Origin of the sequence: Pseudomonas sp. Sample_14 (genome assembly GCF_004307515.1) — a bacterium.
In the GTDB taxonomy this organism is placed as follows: Bacteria; Pseudomonadota; Gammaproteobacteria; order Pseudomonadales; family Pseudomonadaceae; genus Aquipseudomonas; species Aquipseudomonas atacamensis.
The window spans coordinates 43,209-65,780 of the sequence record NZ_RCOC01000088.1; the positions used below are offsets into that span (position 1 = coordinate 43,209).

General features: G+C 58.2%; 19 protein-coding genes. 3 read left to right on the forward strand and 16 right to left on the reverse strand.

Annotation, left to right across the window (positions count from 1 at the left end):
- Positions 1-5: 5 nt before the first annotated feature.
- The 13 genes from D8U61_RS20775 to D8U61_RS20835 form a co-directional block, all read right to left on the reverse strand.
- Positions 6-1,115: an NAD(P)/FAD-dependent oxidoreductase gene (locus tag D8U61_RS20775; protein WP_130927573.1), complete on the reverse strand. Its 1,110-nt coding sequence runs from the start codon at positions 1,113-1,115 to the stop codon at positions 6-8.
- Positions 1,112-2,215 carry a DegT/DnrJ/EryC1/StrS family aminotransferase gene (locus D8U61_RS20780; protein WP_130927574.1) on the reverse strand — a complete coding sequence of 368 codons (1,104 nt, stop codon included), beginning with the start codon at positions 2,213-2,215 and terminating at the stop codon, positions 1,112-1,114. Before D8U61_RS20780 ends, D8U61_RS20775 begins: the two co-directional genes overlap by 4 nt.
- Positions 2,199-3,440: an MFS transporter gene (locus D8U61_RS20785; protein ID WP_110599251.1), complete on the reverse strand. Its 1,242-nt coding sequence runs from the start codon at positions 3,438-3,440 to the stop codon at positions 2,199-2,201. The genes D8U61_RS20780 and D8U61_RS20785 overlap by 17 nt, the downstream gene beginning before the upstream one ends.
- Complete coding sequence (locus D8U61_RS27930; RefSeq protein WP_206663092.1) at positions 3,437-5,701, reverse strand: glycoside hydrolase family 65 protein; 2,265 nt, start codon at positions 5,699-5,701, stop codon at positions 3,437-3,439. Before D8U61_RS27930 ends, D8U61_RS20785 begins: the two co-directional genes overlap by 4 nt.
- Positions 5,695-7,407, reverse strand: coding sequence for an NAD-dependent epimerase/dehydratase family protein (locus D8U61_RS20795; RefSeq protein WP_052269087.1), 1,713 nt, complete (start codon positions 7,405-7,407; stop codon positions 5,695-5,697). The genes D8U61_RS27930 and D8U61_RS20795 overlap by 7 nt, the downstream gene beginning before the upstream one ends.
- Positions 7,408-7,420: 13 nt before the next feature.
- Positions 7,421-7,903, reverse strand: a complete 483-nt coding sequence (locus D8U61_RS20800; RefSeq protein WP_039758830.1) for an adenylyltransferase/cytidyltransferase family protein — start codon at positions 7,901-7,903, stop codon at positions 7,421-7,423.
- A gap of 6 nt (positions 7,904-7,909) precedes the next feature.
- Positions 7,910-8,413 (reverse strand): GNAT family N-acetyltransferase, encoded by a 504-nt coding sequence (locus D8U61_RS20805; RefSeq protein ID WP_039758832.1) that lies wholly within the window; start codon positions 8,411-8,413, stop codon positions 7,910-7,912.
- Positions 8,403-9,716: an aminotransferase class III-fold pyridoxal phosphate-dependent enzyme gene (locus D8U61_RS20810; protein ID WP_130927575.1), complete on the reverse strand. Its 1,314-nt coding sequence runs from the start codon at positions 9,714-9,716 to the stop codon at positions 8,403-8,405. Before D8U61_RS20810 ends, D8U61_RS20805 begins: the two co-directional genes overlap by 11 nt.
- Before the next feature lie 521 nt (positions 9,717-10,237).
- Entirely contained in the window at positions 10,238-13,327 is a 3,090-nt protein-coding gene (locus D8U61_RS20815; RefSeq protein WP_130927576.1) for an efflux RND transporter permease subunit, read from the reverse strand.
- Complete coding sequence (locus D8U61_RS20820) at positions 13,324-14,433, reverse strand: efflux RND transporter periplasmic adaptor subunit (RefSeq protein WP_125926157.1); 1,110 nt, start codon at positions 14,431-14,433, stop codon at positions 13,324-13,326. Before D8U61_RS20820 ends, D8U61_RS20815 begins: the two co-directional genes overlap by 4 nt.
- A gap of 100 nt (positions 14,434-14,533) precedes the next feature.
- Positions 14,534-15,805 carry an outer membrane protein transport protein gene (locus D8U61_RS20825; protein ID WP_130927577.1) on the reverse strand — a complete coding sequence of 424 codons (1,272 nt, stop codon included), beginning with the start codon at positions 15,803-15,805 and terminating at the stop codon, positions 14,534-14,536.
- Between the two features lie 170 nt (positions 15,806-15,975).
- A complete protein-coding gene (locus D8U61_RS20830; RefSeq protein ID WP_071171985.1) occupies positions 15,976-16,602 on the reverse strand; it encodes a TetR/AcrR family transcriptional regulator in 627 nt (208 codons plus the stop codon).
- A gap of 134 nt (positions 16,603-16,736) precedes the next feature.
- Positions 16,737-18,059, reverse strand: a complete 1,323-nt coding sequence (locus tag D8U61_RS20835) for an APC family permease (RefSeq protein WP_130927578.1) — start codon at positions 18,057-18,059, stop codon at positions 16,737-16,739.
- A 547-nt stretch (positions 18,060-18,606) separates the two neighbouring features.
- On the opposite strand from D8U61_RS20835, the gene D8U61_RS20840 reads away from it, so the two are divergent.
- Positions 18,607-18,969 carry a hypothetical protein gene (locus D8U61_RS20840; protein ID WP_130899684.1) on the forward strand — a complete coding sequence of 121 codons (363 nt, stop codon included), beginning with the start codon at positions 18,607-18,609 and terminating at the stop codon, positions 18,967-18,969.
- Between the two features lie 84 nt (positions 18,970-19,053).
- Here the strand turns inward: D8U61_RS20840 and D8U61_RS20845 are convergent, their stop codons facing one another.
- From D8U61_RS20845 to D8U61_RS20855, 3 genes are read right to left on the reverse strand one after another with little or no spacing between them, the layout of a single operon-like run.
- The gene (locus D8U61_RS20845; protein ID WP_130927636.1) at positions 19,054-19,155 is read right to left on the reverse strand and encodes a YHYH domain-containing protein; all 102 of its coding nucleotides are present in this window, start codon (positions 19,153-19,155) and stop codon (positions 19,054-19,056) included.
- Positions 19,134-20,270, reverse strand: a complete 1,137-nt coding sequence (locus tag D8U61_RS20850; RefSeq protein WP_130927579.1) for a nickel/cobalt efflux protein RcnA — start codon at positions 20,268-20,270, stop codon at positions 19,134-19,136. Before D8U61_RS20850 ends, D8U61_RS20845 begins: the two co-directional genes overlap by 22 nt.
- A gap of 7 nt (positions 20,271-20,277) precedes the next feature.
- On the reverse strand, positions 20,278-20,571 hold the full coding sequence (locus D8U61_RS20855; protein WP_130927637.1) for a metal-sensing transcriptional repressor: 294 nt from the start codon (positions 20,569-20,571) through the stop codon (positions 20,278-20,280).
- Positions 20,572-21,092: 521 nt separating this feature from the next.
- Here D8U61_RS20855 and D8U61_RS20865 point away from each other — a divergent pair.
- A complete protein-coding gene (locus D8U61_RS20865; protein ID WP_130927581.1) occupies positions 21,093-21,830 on the forward strand; it encodes a HupE/UreJ family protein in 738 nt (245 codons plus the stop codon).
- 12 nt (positions 21,831-21,842) lie between these two features.
- On the forward strand, positions 21,843-22,508 hold the full coding sequence (locus D8U61_RS20870; protein WP_130927582.1) for a transmembrane anchor protein: 666 nt from the start codon (positions 21,843-21,845) through the stop codon (positions 22,506-22,508).
- The last annotated feature ends 64 nt before the right edge of the window (positions 22,509-22,572 follow it).

The window sequence follows — 22,572 nt, forward strand, 5'->3', positions numbered from 1 at the left end:
GCTGGTCAATTTTGTCCGAGCGCCTGTACGACACGCTCCGCGATGGCGAGACAGCTCGTCAACCCAGGAGATTCGATGCCGAACAGATTAACCAGCCCCGGCACTCCATGCGCCGATGGGCCACTGATGACAAAGTCCGCCGCCGGTTCGTGTACGGCGTTGATTTTCGGGCGGATGCCGCTATAGGCCGGTTCCAGGCTGCCATCGGGCAGGCCGGGCCAATAGCGGCGAATCGCTTGATAGAAGCCTTCGGCCCGCTGAGGATCCACACGGTAATCAACCTGATCGATCCACTCGACATCCGGTCCGAAACGCGCCTGCCCCCCCAGGTCAAGCGTCATGTGCACGCCGAGACCCGCGGCTTTGGGCGCGGGATAGATGAGATGGCGAAAAGGTATCCGACCGCTGAAGCTGAAGTAGCTGCCTTTGCACAACCTGGCCAACGGGACGTATCGTGAAGACAGACCGACAATGTGACCCGCAAGCTGGGGCGCAGACAAGCCCGCACAGTTGATCAGTTCGCCACAGCTGACGTTCATGGGTTGCGCACCGCCGATCTGCAACTCAAAACCCTGCGGGCGACGACAGGCCGATTCGAACGGCGTGTTAAAGGCAAACGAGGTGCCCGCCGCCTCGGCGTCTGCCTGCAAGGCAAGCATCAAGGCATGGGAGTCGACAATTGCGGTAGAGGGCGACCAGAGTGCCGCGATACATGACAACTCAGGCTCCAGTTCCAGCGCCTGCCGGGCGCTGAGCAGTTGCAGGTCGTTGACGCCATTGCGCCGTCCCTGCTGCCATAACCGCTGCAATGCCCCGCACTGCGCCTCATCGGTTGCGACAACAAGCTTGCCCAGAGGTTGGCGCGCTACTGCGTGCGCTTCGCAAAAGGCATACAGGCGATGCCTGCCGTCGACGCACATTTGCGCCTTGAGGCTGCCAGTGGGGTAGTAGATGCCGGCGTGAATGACTTCTGAATTGCGCGAGCTGATGCCGGTTCCAATGCGTTCACCCGCCTCCACCACGATCACTTCACGGCCGCTCACGGCCAGGGCCCGGGCGACAGCCAGCCCGAGCACTCCGGCGCCAATCACGACACATTCGATATCGACGCTCACCACCTCACCGTGCGTTCAAATTGCTTGATCAGCGTGACGACCTTTTCTACATCGCCATCCGACAAATGATGGTGGCAAGGAAGTGTGATCATTTGCCGGGACAGGCGTTCGGTTGTGGGCAACGCAATGCGCGGCTGACTGCTCAACCATGCCTTCTGCCAATGAATGGGCACCGGATAATGAATGGCCGCTTGCACATCGTTCTCTGCCAGATAAGCCTGCAGCTCGTCACGATGCGTGTATTGCACGACATAGTGATAGTAGGCATTTCCCGGTTTGCCGCGCCCCAGGTCAGTGCCCGTGCGGGTTGTCGAGAGGACGTCATCATAGAACGCGGCAATTTCCACGCGTCGATTCAGCCACTGATCCAGATACTGCGCTTTGATGTTGAGTGCTGCTGCCTGCAACGAGTCGAGTCTGGAGTTGATGCCGAACCGGATCGATTCGTTACGGTTTTCCAGGCCGTGATTGCGTGCAATCCGCGCGTATTCGGCAATTCCCGGATCGCGAGTCACCAGCATCCCACCGTCACCCAGACCACCGAGCGTCTTCAACGGATGCATGGAAAACGCTGACGCATCAGCGCGAGTGCCGACTTGCCGGCCATCGATCGTAGTGCCGATCGCCTGAGCGCAATCCTCGATCACGGCAACCCCGCGCGAGCGGCACAGGTCGATGATGGGGTCGATATCCAGAGGGCGTCCGCGCAGATAGACAGGAATCACGGCTTTGGTCCGATCAGTCACAAGTGGCGCAATCGTCTCGACGCTCAGGAGTTCATCGTCACCCACATCTGCCAGGATCGGCCGGGCACCAACAGCAACAATGGCTCCGACAGTGGCAACAAAGGTATTGGCGCAGGTGATCACCTCGTCACCGGGGCCGATATCGAGCGCGCGCAATGCCAGAAACAGCGCATCCGTGCCTGAATTGAGGGCAACGGCGTGCGCGCCGCCACAACGATCCGACATCCATGACTCGAACGCCAGAACCTGATCGCCGAGAATGAACTCGCCCGATTGCAACAGCTCCCGCCAGCGTTCAAAGATCTCGCCACAGAGATCCTGGGCCTGTTCCTGTACGTTATTGCACTTGATCATTACGCGCACTCCCTGGCATGAACATGATGGACGTCAGGACGATCAGCAGAGTGCCAACCGCGCTGATGACGGCGGTCAACGCAAGCGTCTGGGAATAGCCGATCATCCCGCCGACTACGCCGCTGCCCAGATAAATGAACGGGTGCACACCGCTGGTGACAAAGGTATCCACCGCCACGACTTTGCCCAGATCCTTTTCGGGCGACAGTGTTTGCATGGCGGTTGCCCAGCCGGTGAGCCAGGACGCTTCGACGATACCGACGAACGTCGCCCCCAGAACAGCCATCCATGCCGCCGTCCCCAGCCCGAGTAACGCCATCGCTCCGGCCAGGAACAACCCGCATACCACCGCAAGTCCCACCAGGCGTTCGTGCCCCGAGGCCAGCACGGTGACAACCGATCCGAGACAAGCGCCGAACCCTGATGCTGCCAGGCAATATCCCCACATTTCTTCGCTGAAACGAAGACTGATCGCGTAGGGTGCAACGACCAGAAAAATCGGAAAACACAGCACGTTCACCACCAGCGTCGCCGCAAACCCCAGCAGCAGCGTGGCGTTACGGCTGACCACGGTGATGCCCTTGAACGCCTCGCGCAGGGAGAACTCCTCTTCGGATTCATGACGGCCGACATTCGGTAACTGAGCGGTGTAAATCGCCGCGCCGAAGAAGGTCAAGCCATCGATCAGTATCCCCCAGACCGGATCCCACAAGATAATGAACACGCCCAACGTCGCCGGAAACAGAATGGCGACCAGGTTATCGATGAAGTTCATCGCGCCGTTGCCCGCGACCAGCGCCTTTTTGGGTAACAGGCTGACCAGCAGCACCTGAGCGCAGGGCCGAGAAACGCCGATGCCGATGCCGAAGATCAGATAGGCCAGCACCAGCCAGCCCCAAGGCGCACCGGTCAGAAGCAGTGCGACGGCCGCAAGCTGCGCCATGCCTCGGGCCGTATCGGTGTAGATGAGCACCTGTCGAGGCGACTTGCGATCCGCCAGCATGCCGCCGGCCAGAGCACCGACGACGGTTCCGATTCCGACTGCGGCCATGATGAAGCCAAACACATCACCACCAAAACCGTCCCGTATCAGCGCTATCGGCAGCGCCGCCAGACAGATGGCGTCGCCGGCCATCGACAGGCCCTGGCCGATCAGCAACTTGCGAAAAGGCAAGACTCGCAGCGCATCGTTATAGGGGGATAAGCGTTCTTTGATAGAAATCATCGGTGCCCCTCCTTGAGGCATATATATCCATCCTGGCCATGTTCTGTTGGCAATTGCCGGCCGCCCTCGCGGATTTCCAGCTCATCGTCCCCGATTACGGAAATGCGCAGACGCCGGCCCCGAAACTCAAGGGTGAAGTGGTAGGCATCCCAATCGGCGGGCAACCTCGGGCGGAAGGCCAGTTGGTCCGCAACGAGATCAAGTCCTGCCAGCCCTTCCACCAAGCCTTGCCAGGCTCCGGCATAGGCGGAAAGATGCAGGCCATTGATGTAGTCGTCGAGCGGAGTGAAATCGAGGTTGTAGCGGCTGGCCCGAGCAATGAAATCGGCACTGATCGACGTCTTGCCCAAGTGCGCGGCGACAACCGCGTGCGGGCCGTAGCTCAATGACGATTCATGCACCGTACGCGGTTCATAATATTCGAACGCTGCGCGTTTCACGTCCGTTGAAAAATCTTCTGGGAACATCGACATCAACAACACGATGTCGGCCTGTTTGACCACCTGCGACGCGAAATTCTGCAGATTCTCTGCGCTCTCCCGTTCGGCCTCGTCCGCAAACTGCGGCCCACGCTTTTTGTCGGAACGCAGCTGCGTGTCAGGTAAGGCGGCATAACCCTCGAACTCTTCAGGAATGACCACCCCACCCACAGTGATCCAGGGCAGAAAGACGTTATCGGCTATCGACTGCCAGCGCCTGGACTGTGCCTCGGGCAATCCCGGAAAGCCCGGCCGGTCGCACAGGGAAAGCGCTGACCGGAGGCACCAGCGCAGCATGTAATTGGTAAAAAAGCTGTTGTCCACATGATAGTGGTATTCGTCCGGCCCCATGACCGATTCAACGACATACGCCTGACGACTCTCGGACCACTTGAACACGGACGCGGCGAAGCGGGCGCACTCAAGCAGCATTTCAAAGCCGCGAGAGATCATGAACGCATCGTCACCGGTGACCTTCCAGTATTTGTTCACCGCATAGCAAACGTCTGCCGAAATGTGGAGCACCTCATGGACACTCCACTCTCGTCGAATGTCCTGTTCGGGATACGCCAGCACATAATGGGGACCATTTTCCCGCCCTCGATCATTGGCTGCTTCCGGAAAACGCGCTCCCTCATAGCCACTGGCCCGAGCAAACTCCCGCGCTTGTTCCAGACAGTGGTAGCGATAGTCGATCAACGCCCTGGCGACACCGGGTTCGTTCCAGATCCAGAACATGCACTTGTGCAGTTCGGTATCGAAAAACGTCGCTCCGGAGTGATACGTACTGGTCAGGCCGCGCGCCGGCGAGAGCGTTCCCCGCTCGGGGGGTGCGACTCCCACGCCGTGCTGTAGCAATTGAAACATCGCGTATTTGATGCCCAGATCGGTACGTCTCTGCGCGGTTTGAACAGTGACGTCATGCTCGCTCCAGATCCTGCTCCATCGGTCAAGATGGCTGCTCTGGATATGGGTCACATCGAAGTCGCCAGAAAGCGCGTCGGGCATACTGTGCTCGCCATCGATTGCAACCCGCCAATGCGTGGCGATGCGATGCTGCAACACCGAGTCGAAATCCATGGTGACGGAAGCAATACAACCCTGCAGGCCGTGTCGCCAGCAAACAACGGAACTCGCCGCTGAACCGGACTGTTCGACACGTACGTCGTAGCGCAGCCGATACTCTGCGGCATCGACATCCACAGTGAAGGCCGTTCGATCGACAACACTTTGCCCAAAACGGTAATGTCGGGCGGTCAGCCAGTCACTGGTGCCCAGGTATTCATTCTCGGCACTGCCATCCACGCCGTAATCCAGTCGCAATCGGTGCGCACCGGTCGGCTCGCCCAGTCGAGTCAGACTGATGCGGGTCGACACGGCGCTGTCATCAGGGGCATCAATGAACTGATCAATCGTCAGCTCATAACGGACGCCCCGCAGTTGGAACAGCTCGCGGCTGCTGACTGTCGCCTGATCCATTGCCAACACCACCGCCGGTCCATCGCCTGATGGCTCGAGAGGTTCGCCCGTGTCCACATCGTAGAGGCGCAGGACTGCCGGCGCTGGCAAAGAAATGATCTCCCGCGAAACGCCGACCCCGGGTGCATAGACCCCCGCGCAGAGCAGTTGCGTGCGCCGTGTGCGCGGCGAGGCACTGGGCACATGCGGGCGCACGCCGATCAAGGGATTGGCCAGCATTGCCACGCAGGCTGCGAAGGACGATGTCCGCGGCTCGATACCGACGATATCCTCGCACTCCTCTCCATAAGCGATGGTCAGCACGACGTGTCCCCCGACGGCTGGAACGACCAGTCTTTGTGCAGCATGTTGCGCACATTGTGATAGCGGGTGTCGGACAACACATCGTCACTGTCGTTGAAGTTCCCGGATTGCCATTGCTCGCAGATTTCCACGATGGCATCCCTGATCGAATAGATGAACTCGAAACCCAGTGTCTCCTGCACCCGTCGCGAATCCAGACGGTAAGACCGAACATCATCGCTGCGGGTAGTGGTGATCGGCACGTTGACGAGGAAGTAGCGATCGACAACCTGTTTTACCTGATCGGCTATCTCGGTCACCGTGTGGTTTTCGTAGCCGACGTTGATTGCGGTTCCGCAGACTTCGTCCAGCGATTCGCGCTCCACGAGCATCGTATACAGCCGGGTCAGATCGCCGATATGCACATTGGGGCGGTATTGACTGCCGCCGAACACGGTAATTTCACCGCGCGCCAGCGCACTGGCGGTAAGGATATTGACGGTCAGATCCAGGCGCTGGCGAGGCGACCAGCCGCACACGGTAGCGGCTCGAACCGCGACGGTTTCAAAGGATGCATCAGTGAGCCCGAACAGTATTTTTTCGCCGTCAGCCTTGAAGCGGTTGTAGTCGGTGATGGGCACGCAGGGTTGGCGCTCATCGACAAATGGTTCTGTATTGACGCCGTAGACACTGGCTGAGGATGCATAGATAAAGCGCCGGCAGCCAAGGCGCTTTGCACTGCTCATGAGATGCGGCAGACAATCGATATTGATGGACTGGCCGAGTTCGGGTGCCGAATTGAAACTGGGATCATTGGCCACTGCGGCAAGATGGACAACGGTGTGCATCCCCCGAAGCGACTGCTCGACGAGCAGCGGATCGCGAATATCGCCCTTTATGAATTCCAGTGCCGGATGGTTCATCACGCCCTCCAGGCCGTTGCCGAAATAAAGCGCATCCAGTACCCGGACCCGGTAACCGGCAGCCAGCAGTTTTGGTACCAGACGCGAGCCAATGTAGCCCGCACCGCCTGTAACGAGAACAGCGGATTGATTATTCATGGTCCTTCCTTGGGATGGGTTTGCCAGGGGGTATTCATCAAGCGATGACAGTATTGATGCCTGTGGATGAGCAGCCTTGGGTTCAAGATCATGCCGGCGGATCTGCCAGGCATGGAGCCCCAGGCCACAGGCCAGATCCGTTGCATAGGGACTGTCGTCAATCAGCTCGACATCCTGCGGATCGCGGCTTCCGACCAGTTGTTGAATCAGCGCTTCGCGGCTCTGACCGGGCGCCTGTCGGGTAATCGATAACCTTGATTCTTGCCGCAGACTGGAGCGCTCGATAGCCGCCTCGAACAATTGCGGCGCATTCAGAGACGCCGTATAAAACATCACTGGCTGTGCGGCTTGTGCAATACGTTCCAGCAATCGCTTTGCGTCCTCGAACAGCTCAGTGCCTTGGGAGAGCTGTAGAAATTCCTTTTGTTTGTGCTGCGCCAGTTCGTCTGCGCTGAGCGAGCCGGTCATTTCAGCACCGATGTCATCGGTGATCAGCGCCAGCAATCGTGAAGCGCCTTCCATGCGAGGACGTCCGGCAATGTGGTCAATGTATTCGCGCTGAGTCAGTTGTTTGCCGGCAAGTCTGTGAGCGACGTTGCTCCACGCTTGAAAATGCGGCGTGTCGATCATTGTTCCGTCGAGGTCAATCAGCAAAAGTTTCGACATGATTGCTTACCTGTCATCTGTGCGTGGACATGACGAGCCGGGCGATTCTGGACGTCGAGTCGAATATCTTGTCGTCCGTCAAGATCATTCGCCCCCCTGCGCTTTCAACCAGTGCGCGCTCCGCCTGAAGTCTCACGTCTGACCCGTCACTGTAATCCGCACCCTTGAAATAGAGGTTGGGACGTAGCGTCTTGATCATCAATTCAGCAGTGGGTGTGTGATTTACGATGACATGATCGCAATAGCGAATAGAGGCAAGAAACTCTGCGCGTTTTTGATCGGGGAATACCGGCCGGTCCGCTCCTTTATTGACATATGGGTCGGCGGTAACTGACACGAACAATCGATCCACCATTGTTCTGGCACGTTGCAAATGATAAAGGTGCCCAGGATGCACAATGTCGAAACAGCCGTGACAAAGACCGATAGTCAAACCTTTTTCGCGGCAATAAACCGCCTCATCCTGCAATGCAGTGATGTCACTTAAAACGCCCATGATTATTCATTCCTTTGAGATAAGAGATTTAGCCATGATGTTCAGGTGTTCAAGTTCTCCCCAGTAATCGGGAAGCTGCCCGACGATTTGAAAACCATTGCGTAAATGAAAACGGTAGGCTGCACGTTCTTTGTCAATATTTCCTATATCCAGACATAACCATGTCTTTTCATTTGCCAGAGCGTACTTTTCAATTTCGTCATATAACAACGAAGCCACCCCGTATCGACGGTATTGGCTATCAACAATCAACCAGTCTGCCCACAGGACATACTTCGAGGGGATCGGACCTGCGGCGCAGCCCATCGTCCCGATCACACGTCCGTCTACTGTGGCGACAAATCGCCCCCCCTCAAATTGAGGATTGGCAAGTTCATTGGCAAATTGCTGACCCGCAGACTCGGTAAGATCCTCGCCAGAGGCAATCTGGGCGACCAACCCCAGAACAGCTTCCATGTCAGCCTTTGCAAATCGCCGCAGGCGAATCTTCGTAACAGGTTCATTTGGCATGGTACTGAACCCTCTTGAGTGCCGAATCCAGCCGCTCACAGGCGTCCGCCAACATTTCAGTCGTATGCGATGCACTCAGGGTGACAGGCTCTGGGCAATAACTGAGGGGCATCAAAAAGCCATACAAGTTGTACTCACGGGATAGCAGGGCGAACAACTTCTGGGCAAAGGCGATCGGGTAGAAATGCTCTATCTCCCTCATGGTTCGAGGACGTTCGGAGGTTCCGATGTGGACGCCGATTCGACCGCCGTATCCATCGATATGACAGGGTATGTGGTGTTTATCGAAAACGTCCCTCAGCCCGGCCTTCAAGCGCGATTCCAGCGCGGCGATGTGCCGGTGCACCGCTCCATCCTGCAAATGCTCGATGGCGGCAAGCGCGGCGGACACGGACAGGTATCGCCCCGTATTGGTCCCGCTGACCTGAACAGGACCGCGTGGTGCGATTACGTCCATGTATTCGGCTTTACCGGCAATACCCGCGATCGGCATGCCGCAGCCGAACGCCTTGCCGAAGGCGGCGATGTCGGGTACGACACCGAAGTCCTTTTGCGCACCACCAATGTTTGCGCGGAAACCGGTGAGCACTTCGTCGAAGATCAGCAGCGCACCCTTACGGCTGGTCAGCGCACGCACATTTTGCAGAAAACCTTCATCCGGTCTGATGCATCCGATATTCAATGCAACAGGTTCCAGGATCACCCCTGCCACATCGTCCTTGTATTTTTCAAAAGCATTTTCCAGCGCTTCCAGATCATTCCATGAAACCGAAACCGTCAAGTTGCCGAATTCGTCAGGAATTCCCACAGTGCCCGATAAACGTTCCAGTTCTCTTCCCGCCAATAACGCGCCAGAGCGCGGTGAAGAATCCACGTTCCAGGTCAAAGAGTCATTAAGCCCATGAAAATGCCCTTCGAACTTGATGATGATGCGTCGACCGGTAACGGCACGGGCGATACGCGTCGCATACATGGTCGCTTCCAGTCCGGAGTTGACCAGCCGCAACTTTTCGGCGCAGGGGACGACCGCACAGAACCGCTCACTCAACAGACGATGTTCATCGGTCTCATACTGCTGAAGAAAGCCCCGCTCCAGTGCCTTGAGAATGGAGTTTTTGATGACCGGACTATCGTGCCCCAACAGGCAGGATCCCCAGCCCATAATATAATCATCGCGCCATTCGCCCGATGTCAGCTGAACGCGCGCGCCGGCGGTATTCTGCACATTTATCGGCCCGACTACCGACAAGTGATTCCATCCCGATAGAACATTGCCAACACGTGTTTCCTTTAAACAATCCATGACGACTGACTCTCCCTTTAAAAAGTTTAGAGCGAACAAAGTCCAATACCCAGGCAAATGAAATTCGCCATGGCATTCGAACAAGATTCGATCGTGCGATACGCAATAACGTAGAAAGCAGCGCAGCAAGTTGGAGGAAAAACTAGCCCCGCCATCTACGCCGCGTCAATTTAAAAAATAAATGGCCGCCTAACAGCTTGTTTGCCAATGAAAACTGTTTTTCTTAAGAGAAAGTAGCGCAAAACATCAGGCGCATTATTTCAAACAGATATAAATGAATTTTCGCACTTATATTTCAGCAAGTTAGCCACAGCAAAACGCATTCTTTCAATGATTGGAAAATCTGATCCGCAAGTTTCGCAAACAACTGTGATGCTTATTAATCACATCCTGTATAAGCGGCGGACCTGGTTAATGACGAGGGTCAACTCCGCACACTTGAAAACTCCAATAGCCAAGAGAGAGAGTTAGTCGCGGATAGCAAAAGGCCCGTCATTGACGGGCCTCTTTCAAACCTGACCTTATACCGAACGCGAGGGTTGAACCTGCCCCCTGTTCTCAGGCCGAATCCTGAACCAGATCGCATACATCGCCGGCAGAAACACCAGCGTGATGATGGTGCCAACAAACGTGCCGCCGATCAGCGTGTACGCCAGCGTGCCCCAGAACACCGAGTGGGTCAGCGGAATGAATGCGAGAATTGCCGCCAGCGCGGTCAACAACACCGGCCGCGCCCGTTGCACTGTCGCTTCGACCACGGCATGGAACGGCGCCAGCCCTTCCTGCTCGTTGTGATGAATTTGCCCGATCAGAATCAGCGTGTTGCGCATCAGAATCCCGGACAGCGCAATCAACCCGACCAGCGCATTGATGCCGAACGGCTGGTTGAAGATCAGCAGCGTCGGCACCACACCGATCAAGCCTAACGGCGAGGTGAGGAAGACCATGATCATCGCCGAGATCGAGCGTACCTGGACGATGATGATGAGCAGCGTCATGGCGATCATGATCGGCAGCAATGGCAGAATCGCTTTGCCGGCCTTGCCGGATTCTTCGATGGCGCCCGCCTGTTCAATCCGGTAGCCGGAAGGCAGGTTTTCGATGATCGGCTGCAACTGCTGGATGATCGCACCGGAAACGTCCGGTGGCTGCAAACCTTCGGCGATGTCGCCACGGACGGTGATGGTCGGCGTGCGATCGCGGCGGCGCAGGATCGGGTCTTCCATGCGCACTTCGACCTGGCCGATCTGCGACAGCGGGATGCGCTGCCCCGCCGCACCGACCAGGGTGAAGCCTTCGATCTGTGCCGGGTCCAGGCGGATATTGCCCGCCGCACGGCCAACGACCTGCACGGAACGGATGTCCTCGCGCACCGCCGTGATCGGCACGCCGCTGAGCAGAAATTGCAACTGCTGGGCGACCGCGCTGGACGTAAGCCCCACCGCCTGCAAGCGGTCCTGATCCAGGTTGAAATGCAGCGTCGGCGTCAGCGGCCCCCAGTCAGTGTTGACGGTTCTCATCATCGGGCTGTTCTGCATCACCGCCCTGACCTGCTCGGCGATATCGCGCAGCTTCGCCGGATCAGGCCCCATCACCCGGTAGGCCACCGGGAATGGCGAATATGGACCGAAGACAATTTGCGTCGCCCGAACCCGCGCCTCTGGGGCAAGCCCTTCGGCGACCGCTTCGCGCAAACGCAACTTGAGGGTTTCGCGAGCGTCCTGGTTGTCGGTCAGCACGACGATTTTGGCGAACGATGGGTCCGGCAATTCCGGCGCCATTGCCAGGAAAAACCGTGGTGCACCTTGGCCGATATAGGCGGTGACGATTTTTGCCTCTTCCTGCTTGTGCAGCCAGGCTTCGACTTTGGCCGCCGCGGCGCTGGTCTGCTCGATGGACGTGCCGTAGGGCATCTGCACTTCGATCATCACTTCGGGGCGGTCCGAGGTCGGAAAGAACTGCTTCTTCACCAGCCCCATGCCTGGAATCGCAACGGCAAACAGCACGACCACCGCACCGGCCACCAGCCATTTGCGCGTGATCACCCATGCCAGAACACGCCGGAAACGGTTATAGCGCGGCGTGTCGTAGATTGCCGCGTGCCCGCCTTCGACTTTCTTGATGTCCGGCAACAGCTTCACGCCCAGGTACGGCGTGAAAGCCACGGCGACGACCCACGAAGCTATGAGCGCGATGCCGACAATCCAGAACATGTTGCTGGTGTATTCGCCCGCCGTTGATTGCGCGAAGCCGTTGGGCAAAAAGCCAATCGCCGTCACCAGCGTACCGGCCAGCATTGGCGCTGCCGTGTGGCTCCAGGCGTAGGCCGAGGCCTTGATGCGGTCGTAGCCCTCTTCCATCTTCACCACCATCATTTCGATGGCGATGATCGCGTCATCGACCAGCAAGCCGAGCGCCAGAATCAGCGAGCCGAGAGTGATCCGGTCAAAGTTCTTGCCGGTCGCCGCCATCACCACAAACACGATCGCCAGAGTCAAGGGCACCGCCGCTGCGACCACCACGCCGACACGCCAGCCCATGCTGAGAAAGCACACCAGCATGACCACCAGCAGCGCGACAAAGAACTTGACCATAAACTCGCCGACGGCCGAGTCGATATTCACCGCCTGATCGGTGACTTTCGACAGCGTCATGCCCAAAGGCATTTCTTCGTTGATCCTGACTGTCTCGGCATCCAGCGCCTTGCCCAGATCGAGACCGTTCCAGCCCTCGCGCATGATCACGCCGAGCAATAACGCTTCTTCGCCGTTGTTGCGCACCAGGAAAGTTGCCGGGTCTTCGTAGCCGCGCTCGACCGTGGCCACGTCAGACAGCTTGAGTGTTCGGCCCTGAGCGACAACAGGCGTGTCACGGATTTTCTGCAACGTATCGAACGCGCCATCGACGCGCAGAAAAACCTCCGGCCCTTTGGTTTCGACCGACCCGGCCGGCGTCAATACGTTCTGATTGTTCAGCGCGGCGAAGATGTCCTGCGGCGACAAGCCCAGCGTCGCCAAGCGATCATGGGAAAACGAAACGAATATCCGCTCGGCCTGCTCGCCGATGATGTTGACCTTTTTCACCCCCGGCACGTGCAACAGGCGCTGGCGCAACGTCTCCGCGTCGCGCACCAGCAAGCGCTGCGGCTCGCCCTTGGCTTTCAAGGCGAACAGCGCGAAGGTCACGTCGGAGAACTCGTCGTTGACCATCGGCCCGACGACACCCGCCGGCAGCTTGATTGCTTCGTCGTCGAGCTTTTTCCGTGCCTGATAAAACTCTTCCTGCACCTGCGATGGCGGTGTGCTGTCGAGCAACGAAACCATGGTGAATGCCAGTCCCGGACGCGTGTAGGTTTCCGAGCGGTCGTACCACTTCAGTTCCTGCAAGCGTTTTTCGAGGGGTTCGGCGACCTGATCCTGCATCTCTTGCGCGGTCGCTCCCGGCCACGCGGTGATGACGGTCAGCTGCTTGACCGTGAACGGAGGATCTTCCGCCCGGCCCAATTTGAAGAACGACAGGACGCCGGCAACGGCGATCAGAAAAATCAGAAACACCGTGATCGCACGTTGGCGCACGGCGATAGCTGAAAGGTTGAACCGGTCCTCGCTCATGGACGACTCCCGGCAATCTGCCCATCGTCGCGGGCAAGCAGGCGCACTTCTTCGCCATCACGCAGCAGATGCGCGCCCAGCGCGACAATCGGTTCACCGACGTTGAGCTGGCCAGCGACACGGGCCGAGTCATCGCTCAAACCCAGGACCTCGACCGGGCGCCAGCTCACTGTCGCCGGTGTGCCGGCGATGACCCACACGCCGGGGCCTTTGCCCGGGTCGTAGATCGCCGCGACGGGCACTTTCAGCGCCTGATCTGGCGAGGAACCTTGAGCAATTTCGACGGTGACCGTCGAGCCGATTGGCGCATTGGCCAAACTGCCTTCGAGCACATAGCGCGCCTCGAAAGTACGAGTTGTGCTGTCGGCCGAATCGGAAAGCAGACGCAGTTTTGCGCTCACGGCAGCCGACGTATCGCCATACAGTTTTGCCTGAGCGGTTGAGCCCGGCGCGGGGCGCAAGGTCTCGGGCAGATGGACGATGGCCTCCCGCTGACCGGCCCTCGCCAGCCGTACCACCGGTTGTCCCGGGCTGACGACTTGACCGGGCTCGGCGAGGGTTTCCACCACCACGCCATCAGCGTCCGCCACCAGAACCGCGTAACCCGAGGCGTTGCGCGCTACGTCCGCTTGCGCCACAGCGGCATTGAGTTGCGCCCTGGCGGTGTCGGCTGCGGCTTTGAACTGATCGTAGGCCGATGCCGAAATAGCGCCGGCGGCGACGAGTTTGCGATTGCGCGCTTCGTCACCGGCAGTCTGTATGGCTCGGGCGCGAGCGGCGCTCACCGCTTCTTGCTGGGCTCGCGCCTGCAGGCCGAGGTCGATCGGGTCGAGGCGCATCAGTGGCTGGCCGCGCTTGACCGTCTGACCGGTATCAACCAGACGCTCGAGCACCTTGCCCGAAACGCGAAAGCCCAGATCGCCCTGGGTGCGCGCAGCGACGACGCCGGTGAATGATCGATATCCATTTTCTGCCGGTTGCACCGTTGCCGATCTGACAATCGGCGCCAAGGTACGTGGATCTTTTGCGCTGGAGGAATCCCCGCACGCCGTCAGGGCCAAGGGCAACAAACATACCGCGAGGGGGAAAGGTCGGAGCCGGCGCATGGAATTCCTTTACTGAAAATAGGATGATCATCATATTCTCAGTCTTGTGACCGATATCGTCAACAGTCACAACGTCGCCGGCCCGATGTTCATCGCTGAATCAGAAGCGATAGCTGACGGAAGTACCGAGCCCACTGGCGCTGTTCTTGTATTTCGCGCTGTACGACCCCTTGCCCGCCGAGGTGTCGTTGATCTCGACGCTATCTTCCCAGAGATACGAATAGGCGACGTCGATGGTGACATTCTCCGCTGGAGTCCAACCGGCGCCGAGGCTGAACACCTTGCGATCGCCTGTCGGAATACGCGGTCCGCGATTGGTATTGTTCGCCGGAGACTGATCAACCGAGAACCCGGTACGCAGCACCCATTGATTGTTCAACCGGTACGCCGCGCCGATGGCGTGAGCCCAGGTGTCGTGCCAGTTCTGCTCCTCGCTGATCGTGCCCAACTGACCGGCGAGCAATGGCGGCAATCCACTGTTTTCGATGGTCAGCTCTTTGAAGCGACTCCAGCGCGTCCAGGTGCTGCCGGCATACAGCGTCCAGTCGTTGTTCAGTTGATGGGTGACCGAGAAGTCCACCGACTCCGGGGTGTCGACGTCCAGCGAGGCGTCATAGCTGCGACCGTTGACCCCGAGCACGTTGAAGATGCCATCGCTGAGTTTGCTTTTCGCGTCGAGGTGGTAACTGACTTTTGCGTGATAGGTCAGGCCCAGGCGGGTCTGCTCGTTGGCCTGGACCATGACCCCGGCGTTGAAGCCCAGCGCGGTGTCGTCGCCGGTGCTTTTGACTTTGCCGTCGTTGCGCCCGGGGCTCAGCGGATTGGCGACCATCCCCGACAGCTCGCCGCTGATGCGGTTGATGGTTGGGCCGAAGCCGATCGACACCTTGTCGTTGAAGGCATAGCTGATGGTCGGCTGGAACGTCAGCGTGGTGACTTCGCTTTTGTTGGCGTAGTAGCGGCCGGCAAAACCGCTGCCGTAGTCGGTGATCAGGCCAAACGGTACGTAGAACCCCACGCCGAACGCCCAATGCTCGTCGATCGGCTTGACGTAATAGCCCATCGGTACCGTGGTGGTCGGCACCATGTCGCCGTCTTCCTTGCCGCCGAACGTGCTGCGGGTCTGGCTGATATCGGACTTCGCAAACAGCGTCGCCTGCCCGACGCTGGCCTGCTCGCGCTTGAGCCGCGCCATGCCTGCCGGGTTGCCGAAAACGGTACTGGCGTCTTCCGCCGAGGAAGAGCGACCGGCAAAACCCGATCCCATGCCGCTGACGCTTTGCTCATTGAGCGCGAAACCGCCCGCCAGAACGTTCGACGATGCAAGAACGACAGCCAGCCCAACCGGGTGCTTGAGCATTGTTTTTTTCATTGTGTGGACTCTATGGGTGACTCGGAATTGGAATACCTGAACTGCGGCGGCCATGTTATCCGAGTGACCATGTCAGTCAATAGTCACGACTTGGGCAATTCATCGTCTGCCCTGTACAGGCGAGGCGATATAAGAGTGAGACTGATCCGAGTATTCGGATCAGCAGAGGGTCAAGGCATCAAGCTGCGCAGGATGAGGTTCGAAGTCAGCGTGGGCGCCACTTCGATGAAATCCAGATTGTGTTGCAGCATCAGTGGATTGACGAAGGGCCGCAGCGCCAAGTGGATCGACTCGACCGTCTCGTCCAGCGGCGTCCTGCGCTCGAACTCACCGGCCTCGCGACCATCGCGGACAATGTCGGTGATAAAGCGCTTGATCTGCGCATCGTAACGCTGCGCACTTGGCCAGTTCTCACCCGCTGCAAACGCGGCAATATCGTAGAGTTTGCGATCGTTGAAGAACAGATTCACACCCGTGGCGATCACGGTTTTTACCAGTCGGCGGAAACGCTCGGTTGGCGTCAGGTCTTCTTCGTTGATCGCTTGCTCGACCGCCGCAACGATCTGGCCCAGGCAGTTCGCGCAGATGGCTTCGCCAATCGCCTGTTTGGAATCGAAGAATTTGTAGATGTACGCCTTGGAGAAACCGATGGCCTTGGCCAGATCGGACACCGTGGTCTTGGCGTAGCCGTACTGGCTGAAATGCTCGTTGGCCGCCGCGACAATCTGATCACGAATGTCGTGATCGACGGGACCACGCGGGCCGGGGAAGGATGGGGAAACTGAGGACTGATTCATGTCGGCAGCTTACTCACCCGCCCGTCGACTGACAACGTGTGACTCATTCTGAAAACCACCACCCATCCACTGTGGGAGCGAGCCTGCTCGCGAATACGCCCGCCCAAACAACACCAATTCCCCAAGCTGCTGCACTAGCCGGCCTTACTGATCGCAGAAAAATTGATACGAGAAAAGCCATGCAGCAACATCCCGACAATGATCAGCGCCCCCGCCCGCAACCACGTCTCCCACCCCTGCTGACTGAGCAGCACCAGACACGAAACGATCGCAAGCACCGGAACGAAGGTCGGCACGCGAAAGTGGTCCTCCTCTACCCTGTCACGACGAAGAACCAGCACCGCCACATTGGTACTCAGAAAAACGAACAGCAACAGCAAGACCACCGTCTCTGCCAGCGTTGCCAGCGTCCCGGTGAGTGTCAGGGCAATGGCGACCAAGGTCGTTGCGACAATGGCAGCCCACGGAGTTTTTCGCTGAGGCAGCACCGCACCCAAAACACCCGGCAACAGCCCCAGATTCGCCATGCCATAGGTCAATCGGCTGGCCATGATCATGGTCAACAGCGCACCGTTGGCCACAGCGATCAGCGCAATGAAGGAGAACAGCGCCGGCGGGATGTCGAGGGTCGATGCGCGGACAACTTCGAGCAAAGGCGCCGACGTGGCCACCAACTTCTCGGTAGGCAACACCGAAGAAGCCGCCACGCCCACCGCCATGTAAACCACGCCAGCGGTGAGCAAAGCCGCGAACAAAGCACGCGGGTAGACCTTGCGCACGTCTTTGATTTCCTCGGCCAGATTGGCCGAAGTTTCGAACCCGACGAAGGAATAGAAAGCCAACAACGCCGCACCCAACACCGCCAGCACGGGACTGACGCCCGGTTTGAACGTGAGCGTCCGTCCCAGATCCGCATCGCCTGTGCGGAAATACCAGACCGCAGCCACGATCACCAGAAGCAGCCCCGACAGTTCAATCACGGTCATCACCAGATTCGCCCCAAGCGACTCCTTGATCCCCCGCGCGTTGAGCAGGCCGATAGCCAGAAGAAACACCAGGGCGGCAATCTGCGGCGATACGTCGACAAAGGCGTTGAGGTAATCACCGGCAAACGCCAGCGACAAACCCGCAGCGCTGGTGACCGCAGCCGCCAGCATGCAGAAACCGACGAGGAAGGAAATGAGCGGCGACTTGAAGGCCTTTTCCGCGAACACCGAAGCCGCGCCGGCGTGGGGATATTTGGTCACCAGCTCTGCGTAGGAACCCGCCGTCAACATGGCGAAGAACAACGCGATCAGCAGCGGCACCCAAATCGCGCCGCCCACTTCCCCCGCGATCGTTCCGGCGAGTGCGTAAACACCCGCGCCGAGTACATCGCCGAGAATAAACAGAAACAGCATCGGGAAAGTGATAGCCCGGCGCAGAGAAGTTTTGTCAGTGGGAGCCGTCACGGTCATTCCTTGGTTCAGGTGTGGAGGAGCTGGAGGGTTGTCACCTCAAACAATGGAAATGGCGCCGAAAGCAAAGTTCAAAATCTGTGATGGGGCTTGTCGGCACGACGCTATAAACATTGCCAACTCGACACCTGTGGGAGCGAGCCTGCTCGCGAAGCCCCCAGCCCGATCAACACAAATAATCAGCCAAAACCAATTCCCTAAACACCTCGTTTAAAACCGACATCCAGACTATTCCAGCAAGCTACAACGCCTTGCGCCATTGCCTACGACTACGCCAGAATCCGCCGGCTTGTGCGCCTCGGGCCGGGGCTCTATCGTTGGCCGGTCACTGAAAAACAGTGATCGGGTTTGGTAGCCCGCTTTCCACATGGCGCATAACGTCATCCTATGCAGATGCTTTCGCATCGGTTTTATGGTGGCCATGCGCAGGGCGTTTTCGAGCGCGCCGGTTTTTCCATGTGGGCCGGTCTACCAACCTTCGTATGGCCACCACCCTTCGTTTGGTAGCGAGAGTGATGGCTCCCTTGGTCACATATGGAGCTTCACCATGTTCAAAGTCACGCCAAACCCGCCACAGTCAGACGCAACCTCCCCCTACGAATCCCTCGACTCAAAAAAACTCCACAAAGCCGCCGACCGCGCCCTCGACCACTACCTCAAACCCACCGACACCCTCAAAACCACGCCCTACCAAACCAGCAGCATGTTCCTCGCCAACCCGAAAATCGCCACCGAAGAACTGCTGGTCAACGCTAGCGAATCGCTAGGCTCGGCCTCGGTGATGCTGAGTGATGTGATCGGGATGGTTGAAGGATCTGCGCGCAAGACACTGCAAGGTATCGCGCAGGTAGTGATGCTCGGCGAGCTGGCGGTTAATCAGGCGTTGGATAACGTCGTGCCGGTGGAGTAATCCTGCGGATGCAGGCGTTCGCTAATACCTCGCCCTCTTCGCTCGCGCCTCGATAGCCCATCCTTGCGCTGGGCTTTTTGCTCGTCAGTGGCAGTGGTAGTCGTTGGTTTTATGGTTGCGATGGCAACCCTTTGCATCAATGCCACCGCTGTGCGCAAAGGGTCTTATGCGCTCAGGCCGATCCAGCCATGGAAGCCGACATACAGGCCGACGCCAATGATCAGCACGCTGGACAGATAAGGAGCGCGGCGCGCCACGGTTCCCAGCCACGGCCAGCGATTGGAAGCCTGCCTGGCACCGATGGCCGCAGCGGCACCGACAGTGACCAAAGTCAGCGCCAAGCCGATGCTGAAACACAGAACGAGCATGCCGCCGAGCGCGACCTCTTTGACTTGCAGGCACAGCAACAGGACAGTGATGGCAGCCGGACAGGGAATCAGGCCGCCAGTCAGCCCGAACATGACGATCTGACCCGTGGTCACTTCACGGTTGGTGAAGCGTTTACGGATGTCGTTGGCATGAGCACGTTCGTGCGCATCCTGATAGCCATCAATCGACAGCTCCAGGCCTTCGAGTTCGGAATGCGCATGCCCGTGACCATGCTCCTGGAACGTCAGGTCGTAATCATGCGAATGCCCGGCATGTCCAAGGCTCAAGCGAGCGCTGAACTCGTGCGGTTCCGGAATATCCACCGTCGACTGCAGAAAACCTTCACGCTCGACGAACGCGAACGATTGGCTGCTGCCGTCCGGACGCGTCGTGGTCAGGCGAACATCCGAGGCTGCCCAGGCGTGTCCGCTCAAGGTCTTCAGGCGCCAGTGCGGTGGCATGCCTTCCTCGAAGATCGACAGTTCAACACGACCATGGCCGGTATCTATTCGGTGCGTTTCATCATGATGACCATGGTCGTGTTCGCCGTGATGGTGATCATCGCTTTGCTCGAACTTGAACATCTGCTCACCGCGCCAGGTACGCCACAGCATCCACAGGGCAATCGCGATGATCAGTGCAGAGGAAGCAAGCTGGAAATACGGCTCAGTGGTTTGAGCATCCAGGCCTTTGCCCAGGTACATGCCGCCGATGGCGACCAGCCACACCACGGCGGTGTGCGAAAGCGTTGCGGCCAACCCCAACAAAACAGCCTGTTTGACCGAGCCACGGATGGCCACGATGAAGGCCGCCATCATGGTTTTCGAATGGCCTGGCTCCAGGCCATGCAAGGCGCCGAGCAGAATCGCGCTCGGGAAATACAGCCAGGCGTGAGCCCCGCCTTGCTGCAACAGTTCAGCGAAATCGGGCATGTCAGACCTAAAGGTACTTGGTGATTTGTTTGAAGGCTTCCAGCGGTGCGCGCTCGCCATTGCCTAGCGCCGAAACGGTATCTTCGAGGCAGTGGTCGATGTGATCCTGGATGAGCGTGCGTTTGGCCTGGCAGATCGCTTTCTCAACTGCATGAAGCTGCTGGGCGATATCCACGCACTGACGCCCTTCTTCGATCATGGTGATGATGCCGCGCAAATGCCCGTCCGCCCGTTTGAGGCGTTTGATGATCGCTTCATGGCTTTGGTGGGTGTGGGGATGGCTGTGTTCGTGTTCTTGCACACTCATGACTTGAGGCCCGGCCTTCAATGAATTATGCTCGCATCCTATCCCCCCCACGGGGATACAGTCAAACGCAGACAAAGCCCCATTAATCAGGCCGAAAATCGGATTCCATGTTCAGCAGGACACTGACAATCACATTGGTAATCACACTTGCTCTTGCCATGTTTGTGGCTTGGGCCGGGCATACCTATTCGTTGTCGGTACCGTCGCAACAGCCAGCCTGGGAGATCACTCAAGACGCCCATCACTCCCACGGCGAAGAGGTTTCATCCGGCCATTCAATTCTTTCAGAACATTATCACTCGCCACTGACCCCTGATCATCAGCACGAAACGCCGCAACTCACAGCCGCGTTGGTGCTGGCGACCTCGCCAATGCCATCGATCCGTGTCGATGCACTGCGACACGCTGTTCCCCCGCCGCCGATATTCCTGATCGAGCGCCCACCACGTCCTTCGTTCGCATCCTGACCATGGCCGCAATGCGGCCCACGATCACTGCAACGTAGGATTTAATTCATGCATTCGCACTCATTGAGCGGTGTTGGCGTGTTCGCTGCGCCTGGGCATCGCCCGCTATTACTCTTGTTTTTATTTTTAGCGGCACTTTTCTTCGGCATGCCCGAAGCGATGGCGCATGCCGTCGCTGAAGGTGACAAGGGTTTCATTCAGGAAAGCACCGGCGTCATGTTGTTGCCGTTCATCTACATGGGCGCCAAACACATGATGACGGGGTATGACCACCTGCTGTTTCTGTTCGGGGTGATCTTCTTCCTCTACCGTCTGAAAGACGTTGGCCTCTACGTCACGCTGTTCGCCGTAGGCCACTCGGTCACGTTGCTGCTGGGGGTGCTCACCGAGGTCAGCATCAGCTCTTACATCATCGACGCCATCATCGGTTTCTCAGTGGTGTACAAGGCGCTCGATAACCTCGGCGCGTTCCAGCGCTGGTTTGGCTTCCAACCCAATACCAAAGTGGCCACGCTGATCTTCGGCCTGCTCCACGGTTTTGGTTTGGCGACCAAGATTCAGGAATACGAGATCTCACCAGATGGTCTGATTCCAAACCTGATCGCCTTCAACGTCGGTGTAGAGATCGGCCAATTGCTGGCCCTCAGCGCAATTCTCATTCTGATGGGGTACTGGCGGCGCACCGGCAGTTTCTGGCGCCATGCCTATACCGCCAACGTCGCCATGATGAGTGCCGGTTTCCTCTTGATGGGTTACCAGATCACCGGCCTGTTTGTCTCCGCCTAAGGAATTCTGACCATGTTCAATACTCCGCTTCCAACTGTTAATGAATTGCCAAGCACTCGCAAACTGCTGCGCTCGACTGTCATCGCGATACTGGTTGCTACCGGCCTTTTGGTGACTGTTGTCATGCCTTCTGAATACGCGATCGATCCGACAGGTGTAGGCCGAACACTGGGGCTGACCCAGATGGGCGAACTTAAAATCATCCTTGCTCAGGAAGCGTTGGCCGATGCCGCGCCGCCTCAAGCAGCCGCTCCAGCTCCGGCTCCAACTGCGGCTCCAACTCCGGCGCAGCAAGTTGCGCAAGTCCAGACCGTTCAGAAGCCTGTTGCTCAGCCAGTGACGGCACCCTCCCCGGCCCTGAAGTCCAATCAGATGAGCGTAACGCTCAAACCTGGCGAAGGTACGGAAATCAAACTGGAAATGCTGAAGGGCAAGACTGTCAGCTACGAATGGACGGCCACTGGCGGGCTCGTCAACTACGACACTCACGGCGAGCCCTACAACGGCGAAAAGGGTTACTTCCACAGCTACAACAAGGGCAAGCAGGTCAAGAGCAATAAAGGCGAATTCACCGCGTTATTTGACGGCACTCACGGCTGGTTCTGGCGTAATCGCAGCAACAAGGACGTGACCATCTCGCTGAATACGACCGGCGATTACCTGAGCGTCAAAAAGTAGTCCGGAACACATTGAAAACGAGGCCGCAAATGCGGCCTCGTTTTTTTCTGCGCGACGAAAAGCG

Coding starts and splice junctions, on each gene's coding strand:
- D8U61_RS20780 (WP_130927574.1), bottom strand. CDS start 2,215: ATGATCAAGTGCAATAACGTACAGGAACAGGCCCAGGATCTCTGTGGC.
- D8U61_RS20785 (WP_110599251.1), bottom strand. CDS start 3,440: ATGATTTCTATCAAAGAACGCTTATCCCCCTATAACGATGCGCTGCGA.
- D8U61_RS20795 (WP_052269087.1), bottom strand. CDS start 7,407: ATGTCGAAACTTTTGCTGATTGACCTCGACGGAACAATGATCGACACG.
- D8U61_RS20800 (WP_039758830.1), bottom strand. CDS start 7,903: ATGGGCGTTTTAAGTGACATCACTGCATTGCAGGATGAGGCGGTTTAT.
- D8U61_RS20805 (WP_039758832.1), bottom strand. CDS start 8,413: ATGCCAAATGAACCTGTTACGAAGATTCGCCTGCGGCGATTTGCAAAG.
- D8U61_RS20810 (WP_130927575.1), bottom strand. CDS start 9,716: ATGGATTGTTTAAAGGAAACACGTGTTGGCAATGTTCTATCGGGATGG.
- D8U61_RS20815 (WP_130927576.1), bottom strand. CDS start 13,327: ATGAGCGAGGACCGGTTCAACCTTTCAGCTATCGCCGTGCGCCAACGT.
- D8U61_RS20820 (WP_125926157.1), bottom strand. CDS start 14,433: ATGCGCCGGCTCCGACCTTTCCCCCTCGCGGTATGTTTGTTGCCCTTG.
- D8U61_RS20825 (WP_130927577.1), bottom strand. CDS start 15,805: ATGAAAAAAACAATGCTCAAGCACCCGGTTGGGCTGGCTGTCGTTCTT.
- D8U61_RS20830 (WP_071171985.1), bottom strand. CDS start 16,602: ATGAATCAGTCCTCAGTTTCCCCATCCTTCCCCGGCCCGCGTGGTCCC.
- D8U61_RS20835 (WP_130927578.1), bottom strand. CDS start 18,059: ATGACCGTGACGGCTCCCACTGACAAAACTTCTCTGCGCCGGGCTATC.
- D8U61_RS20840 (WP_130899684.1), top strand. CDS start 18,607: ATGTTCAAAGTCACGCCAAACCCGCCACAGTCAGACGCAACCTCCCCC.
- D8U61_RS20850 (WP_130927579.1), bottom strand. CDS start 20,270: ATGCCCGATTTCGCTGAACTGTTGCAGCAAGGCGGGGCTCACGCCTGG.
- D8U61_RS20865 (WP_130927581.1), top strand. CDS start 21,093: ATGCATTCGCACTCATTGAGCGGTGTTGGCGTGTTCGCTGCGCCTGGG.
- D8U61_RS20870 (WP_130927582.1), top strand. CDS start 21,843: ATGTTCAATACTCCGCTTCCAACTGTTAATGAATTGCCAAGCACTCGC.